Below are 10,542 nucleotides of genomic sequence, written 5' to 3'. Positions count from 1 at the left end.
CCCCGATTCTGTGAAAGGAGGGGCCCCCTATTAACGCCTGGTGTATAGGAGGGGGCCCCTTTTAACACGTCACGCCGCCGCGGAGGGCGAGCAGCACGCGGAGGGCGAGCAGCACGCGGAGGGCGAGCAGCACGCGGAGGGCGAGTAGCACGCGGAGGGGTCAGCCGGTGGTGAGTCGCAGCGGTGTACCGGTGAGCGCGTCCAGGATGGGGCGAGCACCCAGCGGAGCCGTCAGCGTCACCTCGACCGGCTCCAGTCTGAGCGCGTCGTTGCAGACGCCGGTGGGTCGGATCACCGTCCCGCCGACCACCACCACGTGGTCGTGCTCCTGCACGAGCGGAGTGACCCCGGTGTCGCAGCTGCCGACGCCGAGCCGGAAGGTCAGGTGCGCCCCGTCGACAGCCTGGAGGTCCTGCGCGCTCACCAGACCCTCCGGCGGGGATCCGGACGGCGGCGCCGGCTCGGGGATGGCGGCGACCGCGCTGGGCGCGACTGCGACCCGGGCCACCACTGCGTCGATCTCCTTGACGGTGAACAGCCAGGCCGGCACCTGCGCCTCGCCCCGGCTGGTGCGTACCGGAGCGGTTCCCAGCTCGACCTCGGTGACGGTGAGCGCGACGCAGTCGCCCTGCGGCCGGCTGGTCACCGTCTCGTCCGGCCCACCGCCGCCGGGCGCCGCCGGCTCGTCGGGTGGGGGCGCGGCCGGCGGCGGGGTCGCGAAGTCCTTCGGCCCCAACGGGCAGGGAGCGGGGTTGCCGTGGGTCAGTTCCCGGTACGCCTCGGCGGCGCTGATCAGCGGCACGGCCAGTTTCCCGTCGGGGAAGCGGACCGCGCCCTCCGCCGGTGGCGTGGTCGGCAGTTCGGCCAGGTTGCGGTACCAGCCGGCGAGGAAGGCCGTCTTGGTCGCCGGGGTGAAGTCGGCAGCACCGATGAGCACCACCGGCTCCTGCAACGGTAGGTAGCCGGTGGCCCATTCGGGCCCGGGACGCCATGCCCCGGCCACCTCGGTGGCCCGCCTGTCGAACCCGGCGTTCGGTGCGCCGTCGGCACCGGGGGCCGGGTCGGTCTCCGTCGAGGCGCAACCGGCCAGGATCATCGTCAGGGACAGGCCCAGCAGCACGGTACGACGCATGCCGGTTTGACGGTCCGCCGGCCCGTCGGGTTCCCCCGCTCCGCTCGCCGAGCGGAGCAGCGCGCCCCTCGCCGAGCGGCGCGCAGCATGCCTCGCGCCGGATGGGACAGGCGCAGCGTGCCTCAACGCCAGGGTGAGAAGCACGGCACAGACGACTGCGCGCCCCGGTCGGGTGACCGGGGCGCGCAGTCAGGTGGTGGAGGTGCCGGGAATCGAACCCGGGTCCTTCGCCGCCTTGTCAGGGCTTCTCCGAGCGCAGCTCGCTGTGCCTCTACTCGGCCCCTCCGATCACGCGAGCGAGTCGGTGTGACGGGCCCAGTCGCTGATTGATCTCGCCGCACGGACCCCGCGACCGGGTCCGGTTGGCCAGCCTTCTAGCTGATGCCGGCTAACTGGGTCGAAGGCGCTCCCAGGCCGACAGACTCACTACTCGCCTCAGGCGGCGAGAGCGAAGTCAGCGCGATTGTTCTTGGCGCTTATTGGTTTCCGACGAACGATTCTCGAGACGACGTCGGCTTCCTCGGCTCGCTTCCCCTGCCGCAACGTACGAAGTCGAAACCAGTCACCCCCTCGACAGGCCGCCGGATCTCGACGGCACCGACAAGCCTAACGCCTGCCGCAACCGGATTCATCCCGAGCCTGGCCGTGAGCGCGAGAGCATGGGACGATCCGGACAAATTACTCGCTCATTCCCTTACCGCGCCGACCCACGGCCCGCTGGATCTCCCGGTCGGCGTCCCGTTTGGCGAGGTCCTGGCGTTTGTCGTACGCCTTCTTGCCCTTGGCCAGACCGATCTCGATCTTGGCCCAGCCGTCGGAGAAGTAGACCTGCAAGGGTACGAGAGTCAGCCCGCTCTCCCGGGTCTTGCCGATCAGCCGGTCGATCTCCAGCCGCTTGAGCAGCAGCTTGCGGGTACGCCGGGGCTCGTGGTTGGTCCAGGTGCCCTGGGTGTACTCCGGAATGTGCATGCCGTGCAGGTACAGCTCGCCATCGCGCTCCTGAGCGAACGCGTCGACAAGCGACGCCCGTCCCGCCCGCAGCGACTTCACCTCGGTGCCGGTCAACGCCATGCCCGCCTCGTACGTGTCGAGGATGGCGTAGTCGTGACGGGCCTTCTTGTTGGAGGCGACGACCTTGCGTCCCTTTTCCCGTGGCATCGGCAGCGCCACCCCCTTTCATGAGCGCCCCGGGCCGGTGTGACCGGCCGAAGAGCGGAGATCATGCTACCCGAACGACAAGGGCCCTTCCGCGCCGATTATTCCGGCACGCAAGGGCCCCCGCAGCAGCGCAAGCGACGATCTCGTACGGGCTAGACCCGCAGGTAGAACCGGAGCGTGACCCAGGCGGTGACCGCGCTGATGAGGGCGCCGACACCGGCCATCACCGGGAAGGTCAGCAGCACCTCGCCCCAGCTCACCGGCGCGAACAGGCCCTGCAACGCGCTGAGCGCGCCGTCGAAGAGGAACACCTTCAACGCGACCAGGGCACCGAGGCCGAGGAACGAACCGATCAGGCCGGCGACCACCGCTTCCAGTACGAAGGGCGCCTGGATGAACCAGTTGGAGGCACCGACCAGCTTCATGACCGCGACCTCACGCCGCTTGCTGTACGCGGCGACCTGGATCGTGTTGGCGACGAGCAGCAGTGCCGCGATAGCCATCGCGACCGCGGCGGCCAGCGCGATGTTCTGCCCCGCGGTGAACAGGTTGAAGATCTTGTCGAGCACCTGGCTCTGGTCGACGACCTGGTCGACCCCGTCGACCGCGGCGTACTGGGCGGAGATGGTCTTGTATTCCTGCGGGTTCTCCAGCTTGATCCGGTACGACTCGGGCAGTTGGTCCGCCTTGACCGCGCTCAGCAGGTCCGGCGAGTCCCGGAACATCTCCTGGAAGCGCTGGAACGCCTCGTCCTTGTTGACGTACGTGACGTCCGAGACCAGCGGGTCGGCCTCCAGTTGGCTGTTGAGCGCGACGCGCTGCTCCTCGGTGACGTCGGTCTTCAGGAAGATCGAGACCTGGATGTTCTCGAAGTACAGCTGCTTCATGTCGGCGACCTTGGTGTAGATCAGGCCGCTGGCGCCGAGCATGGTCAGCGAGACCGCCATCGTGATGATCATCGCGACGGTCATGGTCACGTTGCGCCACAGTCCGACCAGTACCTCGGTCAGGACGTATTTCATCCGCATCGGGATTTTCCTCCGGCTCTCCGGCGTGAGGTGTTGTCGTCAGATCGGGGTGCGGTGGATCGCCCTCGTCACCCGTAGACGCCGCGGGCCTGGTCGCGAACGATGCGGCCACTCTCGATCTCGATCACCCGGCGCCGCATCTGGTTCACGATGTTGGAGTCGTGCGTGACCATCACGACGGTCGTGCCGGTGCGGTTGATCCGGTCCAGCAGGCGCATGATCTCGATGGAGGTGTCCGGGTCGAGGTTTCCGGTCGGCTCGTCGGCCAGCAGGATCAGCGGACGGTTCACGAACGCCCGGGCCACCGCCACCCGCTGCTGCTCACCACCGGAGAGCTCGTGCGGGTACCGGTGCTCCTTGCCGCCGAGGCCGACCAGCTCCAGCACCTCCGGCACGACCCGGCGGGCCACCGCCTTGGTCTTGCCGATCACCTCGAGCGCGAACGCGACGTTCTCGTAGGCGGTGCGGTTGGGCAGCAGCCGGAAGTCCTGGAAGACGCAGCCGATCGAGCGGCGGAAGTGCGGACGCTTCCAGGACCGCATCGAGGTGACGTCCTTGCCGTTCACGACGACGCGACCCTTGCTGGGGGTCACCTCGTGCAGCAGCATCTTGACGATCGTGGACTTGCCGGAGCCGGATGGACCGATGAAGAAGACGAACTCGCCCTTGTCGATCGACACGGACACGTTGTCGAGCGAAGGCCGCGACGCCTTCGGGTACGTCTTCGTCACTTGCTCAAGCTGAATCACGGGTGGAGAGTCTACGCCGTGTAACTGTCGTGCCAAGTGCCACGCCCCGCCGTTGCGGGGCGAGTCATCAAATCAGCACGTCACGTCGAGATCGATGACGCGCTCCGCCCACGATCGATCACGCACCGTCGCCAGCGAGCTGCTGCTGCTTGCGCCAGCGGATGCCGGCTTCGATGAAGGCGTCCAGGTCACCGTCGAAAACCGAGGTCGGGTTACCGGTTTCCTGCTCCGTACGCAAATCCTTCACCATCTGATAAGGATGGAGGACGTACGACCGCATCTGGTCGCCCCACGAGCCGGCGGCGTCGGTCTTGAGGCCCTGGAGCTTGGCCTGCTCCTCCTGGCGCTTGCGTTCCAGCAGCCGGGCCTGGAGCACCCGCAGCGCGGAGGCCTTGTTCTGGAGCTGCGACTTCTCGTTCTGGCAGGTCACCACGATGCCGGTGGGGATGTGTGTGATCCGTACCGCAGAGTCGGTGGTGTTGACGCTCTGCCCACCCGGCCCCGAGGAGCGGTAGACATCCACCCGCATCTCGTTCTCGGGGATGTCGATGTGGTCGGTCTGCTCCACCACCGGCAGCACCTCGACCCCGGCGAAGCTGGTCTGCCGCCGCCCCTGGTTGTCGAAGGGGCTGATCCGGACCAGACGGTGAGTGCCGGACTCGACGCTGAGCGTGCCGTAGGCGTACGGCACCTTGACCGTGAAGGTGGCCGACTTCAGGCCCGCCTCCTCGGCGTACGAGGTTTCGTAGACCTCGGTCGGGTAGCCGTGCCGCTCGGCCCAGCGCAGATACATCCGCAGCAACATCTCGGCGAAGTCGGCCGCGTCCACCCCACCGGCACCGGCCCGGATGGCGACCAGCGCCTCCCGGGAGTCGTACTCCCCGGAGAGCAGGGTGCGGACCTCCATCTCCTCGATGGCCTTGCCCAACCCGGTGATCTCCGACTCGACCTCGGTGAGCACCCCGGAGTCGGCCTCCGCCTCGGCGAGTTCCAGCAGGACATGCGCGTCGTCGAGCCGCGAGCGCAGGCTGCCGAGCTTCTCGATCTCACCATTGACGTACGACAGCTGAGAGGTGACCTGTTGGGCCTTGGCCTGGTCGTCCCAGAGGTCCGGGGCGGACGCCTCCTGCTCCAGGCGGGCCTTGTCCGCGCGCAGGCGGTCGACGTCGAGCACCGCCTCGATGTTGCGCAGGGTGGCGTCGAGTTCCTTGAGCTGTTCGGCGAAGTCGGCAGCGGTCACGACAAGCAAGCGTACTGCTCGGACGAGGAGTGAGCTTGCGAGCCCCGCAGTCCGAGCCAAAACACGCTGATGGTGATCAGCCGACCGGGGCGCTCTTCAGCCAGGAGAGGGCGGCCTTGTGGTACGCCACGGCGAACTCCAGCGCGCTCGCGTCGTACGTGTCGCCTTCCTTTTTGGCGTTTTTGACCTGTTCCCGCACCCGGGCGAGGGCCTCGGTGTGGTATTCGTTGGCTGCGGCCTGGAGGCTCTTCAGCTGGGTCGGCGAGTGCAGCTGCCCGAACGCGACCCGCAGGGCGATCGGGTTGCGGATCGTGTCGCGTCCCGGGTCCTCCGCCAGCCAGCGGGAAAATGTCCGTTTTCCGGCGGCCGTGATCGCGTACGGCTGGCTCATCCGGGGCCCGGGCTTGCCCAGCCGGACGAAACCCCGCTCGGCCAGCACCGGCAACTCGCGGTAGACCTGACTGCGGGTCATCGACCAGTACGGCGCCAGTCGGCGCTCGGCGGCAGCCATCAACTGGCCACCTGTCATGGGACCCTCGTGCAGCAGCCCGAGCAGGGCCGCCGCGGTGGGGTTGACTCCGGATTCCGCCATGCCCCTTACGCTGCCACTTTGCCGGGCCGGCGTCCAGGATTTCACCTTTTCGCCACCCATTGGGGTTTCCTATGTGCACTGTCGGCGCGCGACGGACGTCCCCCCGGCCCACCACCACCTCCCGCCCGCTTCGGACGGTGATCGGTGTACCGCGCTGAGCAGGCTCAGCGCGGTACACAGTTGTTAATAAGGGGCCCTTCCTATACACGAGGCGTTAACAGGGGGCCCCTCCTTACACCTCACCCCATGTGGGGGTAGGTGTGGTCGGTGGGGGGGACGAAGGTTTCCTTGATCGTTCGGGGGGACATCCAGCGGACCAGGTTGTGCCAGGAGCCGGCCTTGTCGTTGGTGCCGCTGGCGCGGGCACCGCCGAAGGGCTGCTGCCCGACCACCGCCCCGGTTGGCTTGTCGTTGATGTAGAAGTTGCCGGCCGCGTACCGCATCTTCTCGGCCACCGCGTCGACCACCCGGCGGTCGGTGGCGAAGATGGAGCCGGTGAGGGCGTACGGCGCGATCGACTCGGCCTGGGTGACCACCTCGTCGAAGCGGGCGTCGTCGAAGACGTGCACGCCGAGGATCGGGCCGAAGTACTCGGTGGTGAAGGTCTCGTGTGCCGGGTCGCCGCACTCGAAGATCGTCGGGCGGACGAACCAGCCGACCGAGTCGTCGGCGGTGCCGCCGGCGATGACCCGGCAACTGTCGTCGGAGGAGATCAACTCCAGCGCGGCGGTGTGCCGGGAGAACGCCTTGTCGTCGATGACCGCGCCGCCGAAGTTCCGGAAGTCGGTGACGTCGCCGTAGGCCAGCCCGTCGGCGGTGGCGGCCAGCCGGTCGCGCAGGCCGCTCTCCCAGAGCGAGCGGGGGACGTACGCCCGGGAGGCCGCCGAGCACTTCTGGCCCTGGTATTCGAAGGCGCCCCGGATCAGGGCGGTGTGCAGGGCGTCCACGTCGGCGCTGGAGTGCGCGACCACGAAGTCCTTGCCGCCGGTCTCGCCGACCAGCCGGGGGTAGCCCCGGTAGCCGGCGATGTTCTCCCCCACCGTGCGCCACAGGTGCTGGAAGACCTTGGTGGAGCCGGTGAAGTGGATGCCGGCCAGGTCGGGGTCGGCAAGCACCACGTCGGAGACCTCCTCGCCCCGGCCGGTGACCATGTTGATCACGCCGGGCGGCAGGCCGGCCGCCTCGAACAGGCGCATGGTGAAGTGCGCCGCGAACTGCTGGGTCGGGCCCGGCTTCCAGACCACCGTGTTGCCGAGCAGGGCCGGCGCCGAGGGCAGGTTGCCGGCGATCGCGGTGAAGTTGAACGGGGTGACCGCGTAGACGAAGCCCTCCAGCGGCCGGTGGTCGAACCGGTTCCACACCCCGGGCGAGGACATCGGCTGCTCGGCGAGGAGCTTGCGGGCGAAGTGCACGTTGAACCGGAGGAAGTCGATGAACTCGCAGGCGGAGTCGATCTCGGCCTGCACGGCGGTCTTCGACTGGCCCAGCATGGTGGCCGCGTTGAGGGTGTCCCGCCAGGGGCCGGCGAGCAGTTCGGCGGCGCGCAGGAAGATCGCGGCCCGTTCCTCGAAGGGCAGCGCCCGCCAGCCCGGCGCGGCGTCCTTGGCCGCCTTGACCGCGGCCCGGGCGTCGTCGTGGGTGGCGTGCCCGGTGATCCCGAGGACGTGGGCGTGCTTGTGTGGCTGCACCACCCGGATCGGTTCGCCACCTGCCATCCGCTGCTCGCCCGCGATGGTCATCGGCAGGTCGAGGGGCTCGGCGGCCAGCTCGGCCAGCCGCCGCTGGAGCCGCTCGGTGTCGGTGCTGCCCGGCTCGTAGGTGCGCACCGGCTCGTTACGCGGCTCGGGTACGGAGAACACGGCGTCCATCAGGGCTCCTGGCTCATCTCGACGGCGGTGGCGAGGACTCGTCCCACGGTGGTGGGACCTCGACCAATCCTCCCACGCCCAGGGTGGTCGATCACCACCCCGGCCACCCGCTCACCTCCGATCACTAGGCGAAGAGGCGATCTCATCGTCCTTTTCGCCTCTGGCCGGGCACAGATACAGAAGAAAGGTACGGGCAACGGGGTTGGGGCTGCCGTCCACCAGGAACGCGTACGCTGGGTTGCCGGTGCGGTACCCGGGCCGGGCCGTAACCGCCCGGCGGCGAAGGGAAGACCATGAGCAACCAGCCTGGCGGGTCGACCGCCGCGCAGCCTGACCGGCCGCGGTCCCTGGAACCGGCAGGCGGTACGACATCCACCGCCCTCGCCGCGACCGACCGGCCGACGCGGGCCCCGGGCACGACGCTGCTGGCGTTGCTCGCGCTGGGGTGGTTGGCGGCGATGCTCTGGTCGACCCGGGAAGCGATCAACTCGGCCACCGCCGGGGTCACCGCGATCAGCCTCTCGGCCTTCGCGCTGCCCGGCGTGATCTCCGCCGCTCTGGTAGCCGGTGCCGCGGTCGGGCTGGCCGCCGGGGAGCTGGTGACCCGTCACCGGGACGGGGTGACCCTGCGCTTCGTGGCGGCGGTCCTCGCCGGGCTGCTGATCGGGCTCGCCGCCGCGCTCGCGATCGACCTTGCCTATACCGCCAACACGACCACCCGCACGATCGCCGGCACCACTGCCGCCGCCGCCATCATCGGTGGCGCGCTGGCCGGTGCCCGCAACAGCACGGTGGTCGGTGCCGTGGCCGGGTCGGCCCTGGGCACCCTGGTCTTCGTGGTGGCGTTCAGCGTGGCCCGGGACCCCCTGTTCAATCTCTTCGGCGCCGGCGACAGTCAGCAGTCGCTTGTCACCGCGGCCTCCTGGGTGTCCCGCACCGAGTCGCTGCTCGCCGGCCTCATCGCCGGTGGTCTGGCCTTCGGCTACCTCACCTGGGCCCGGCGGCGCGCCGCCCGGGACGGCGGGTCCGGCGCGCGTTGGCCGGCCTACCTGGTGGCCGGCGCGGGAGCCGGACTGCTGCTGCTGCTCGCCGAAGTGATCATCCGGGTCGGCGGGCGGTCCCTGATCGACCTGGCGGCGGCGCTCAGCGAGGCGGACGCGGTGGCGCAGACCTCGCTCGGCACCTCGCGGGTGGACAACGGCATCTGGGTGCTGTTCGCCGGTGCGCTCACCGCGCTGATCGCCTTCGGCCGTACGCTCACCCCGCCGCCCGACGCCGACGACGTCCCACCGGCGGTGACCGACGCCGGCACCCCCGAAGCGGTGACCGACGCCGGCACCCCCGAAGCGGTGATCGTCACCGGCACCCCTGAAGCGGTGATCGCCACCGAGACCCCCGAAGCCGTCGTCGCCACCGAGGCTCCTGCTGCGGTGACCGATGACGCTCCCGGGGCGGTCGGCGGCGACGGGCGGGCCGAGTCGACGGCCCGCTGAGGGTCCGGTAAGCCGGAGACCGCACGCAAGGTCAGCCGGAGACCGCGCGCAGGAGCACGTCCAACTCGCTGGGGTCGTACCACTCCAATTCGTGATCCTCGGTGCCGTCGACGGTGAACTGCGCGTCCGGGTCGCCGGCCAGCGCCTGGGCCACCACGTCGGCGGCGGCGGCGACATCCGGTACGGCGTCCGTACCGTCGACGTGGATGGCCGCCACGGCCGCGCCCGGCACCGGCTGACGCAGCTCGACCACGCTGGAACCCCACTCGCCGGTGCCACGGTCCAGCGCGCTCGCCGGCAGGTCCGCCGAGATCACCACCCGTCTGCGTGGGGCGTCCGGGTCGTGTCGGATCAGCTGTAGCGCGTCCTGTGCGGCCCGGGTGAAGGCGACGTACTCCAACTCCTCCTCGTCGCCCTCGGCGTACCACTCACGCAGCGCCGGGGTGACGGCGTGCGCCTGCGCCGCGTCGAGGCCGTGCTCGGAGAGCCTGGCCAGCATCGGCACGGTCGCCGGCAGGTACACCCGGACAAGTTCGTCGGTCACCGTGGGTCTCCCCCGCTCTGCTCCGCTCGCCGGCAGCTCCGCCGGCCGGGCGTACGACCACGTCGTACGTCCTGACCGTCATACACCGCGTACCGGCCTCATTGAAAGTTGGGCCGCGCCTCGGCGTGCCCGTTGATGGCAAACTAAGGCAAACGACGTCAACCCGGGGAGTTCTCGTGGAGCCGAGATTCCTGCTGCTGTCCGACGTGGCCACCGAGCTGAACGTGTCGGACTCGCAGGTGTACCACATGGTACGCAGCGGCGAGCTTCCCGCGATCAAGATCGGCGGCCGCGGGCAGTGGCGCGTGGAGCGCGCCCGACTGGAGGAGTACATCCAGCGCAAGTACGCGGAGACCGCCGAGTGGGTACGCGGCAATCCGCTCGCCGACCGCGACCCGGAGTAGCCGGACGATCCCACCGAGCCATTGACCGCTGGCTCTGCCATGCCGGAAGATGAAGCCTGCCGGAGGCAAACGAAGGCAAACGCAACCAACAGCGGCCTACGCGAGTGGTGAGGGTGGACGCGATGACCGACCTCCGACGGCCCGGCCCGAGCCGCCCGCCCGTGCTGCTACGACCTGCGCCCGCGGTCGACCCGCCCTTCGTCGACGAAGGCGGTGTGCTCTGGCCCGGCCCGAGCGACGAGCAGCTCAGCCTCGACCTCTTCGCCGACCCGTCCGGGCCGCTGCGCGGCGAGGTGGACCGGTTCACCGTGCCGGAACTGGAGGTCGCGCTGGA

General features: G+C 69.5%; 9 protein-coding genes, 1 other RNA gene and 2 pseudogenes. 3 read left to right on the top strand and 9 right to left on the bottom strand.

Features of this window, described 5'->3' with window-relative positions; all coding sequences use genetic code 11:
- Positions 1-160: 160 nt before the first annotated feature.
- From C1I93_RS23760 to pruA, 8 genes are all read right to left on the bottom strand, one after another.
- On the bottom strand, positions 161-1,132 hold the full coding sequence (locus C1I93_RS23760) for a hypothetical protein (protein WP_111245508.1): 972 nt from the start codon (positions 1,130-1,132) through the stop codon (positions 161-163).
- A 194-nt stretch (positions 1,133-1,326) separates the two neighbouring features.
- Positions 1,327-1,702: a transfer-messenger RNA gene (gene ssrA / locus C1I93_RS23755) on the bottom strand.
- Between the two features lie 108 nt (positions 1,703-1,810).
- A complete protein-coding gene (smpB, locus tag C1I93_RS23750; protein ID WP_111245509.1) occupies positions 1,811-2,290 on the bottom strand; it encodes an SsrA-binding protein SmpB in 480 nt (159 codons plus the stop codon).
- A gap of 152 nt (positions 2,291-2,442) precedes the next feature.
- Entirely contained in the window at positions 2,443-3,318 is an 876-nt protein-coding gene (gene ftsX / locus C1I93_RS23745) for a permease-like cell division protein FtsX (protein WP_111245507.1), read from the bottom strand.
- A gap of 68 nt (positions 3,319-3,386) precedes the next feature.
- Positions 3,387-4,067, bottom strand: a complete 681-nt coding sequence (ftsE, locus tag C1I93_RS23740) for a cell division ATP-binding protein FtsE (protein WP_111219257.1) — start codon at positions 4,065-4,067, stop codon at positions 3,387-3,389.
- A 118-nt stretch (positions 4,068-4,185) separates the two neighbouring features.
- Entirely contained in the window at positions 4,186-5,307 is a 1,122-nt protein-coding gene (prfB, locus tag C1I93_RS23735; RefSeq protein WP_111245506.1) for a peptide chain release factor 2, read from the bottom strand.
- Between the two features lie 76 nt (positions 5,308-5,383).
- Positions 5,384-5,899: a PadR family transcriptional regulator gene (locus tag C1I93_RS23730; protein ID WP_111245505.1), complete on the bottom strand. Its 516-nt coding sequence runs from the start codon at positions 5,897-5,899 to the stop codon at positions 5,384-5,386.
- 239 nt (positions 5,900-6,138) lie between these two features.
- Positions 6,139-7,767 carry an L-glutamate gamma-semialdehyde dehydrogenase gene (pruA, locus tag C1I93_RS23725; protein WP_111245504.1) on the bottom strand — a complete coding sequence of 543 codons (1,629 nt, stop codon included), beginning with the start codon at positions 7,765-7,767 and terminating at the stop codon, positions 6,139-6,141.
- Between the two features lie 293 nt (positions 7,768-8,060).
- On the opposite strand from pruA, the pseudogene C1I93_RS23720 reads away from it, so the two are divergent.
- Positions 8,061-9,053 (top strand): annotated as a pseudogene (locus tag C1I93_RS23720) (hypothetical protein); the annotation flags it as partial.
- Positions 9,054-9,291: 238 nt separating this feature from the next.
- Here the strand turns inward: C1I93_RS23720 and C1I93_RS23715 are convergent.
- A complete protein-coding gene (locus tag C1I93_RS23715; RefSeq protein ID WP_111245503.1) occupies positions 9,292-9,804 on the bottom strand; it encodes a DUF6912 family protein in 513 nt (170 codons plus the stop codon).
- A gap of 176 nt (positions 9,805-9,980) precedes the next feature.
- On the opposite strand from C1I93_RS23715, the gene C1I93_RS23710 reads away from it, so the two are divergent.
- On the top strand, positions 9,981-10,208 hold the full coding sequence (locus C1I93_RS23710) for a helix-turn-helix domain-containing protein (protein ID WP_111245502.1): 228 nt from the start codon (positions 9,981-9,983) through the stop codon (positions 10,206-10,208).
- A 122-nt stretch (positions 10,209-10,330) separates the two neighbouring features.
- Positions 10,331-10,542: pseudogene (locus C1I93_RS23705) on the top strand (hypothetical protein); the annotation flags it as partial.

The sequence above is a fragment of the Micromonospora endophytica genome, assembly GCF_003236305.1.
Classification (GTDB): domain Bacteria; phylum Actinomycetota; class Actinomycetes; order Mycobacteriales; family Micromonosporaceae; genus Micromonospora; species Micromonospora endophytica.
Note: the sequence above shows the minus strand (reverse complement) of the source record. Positions and strands in the feature narration are given on the sequence as shown.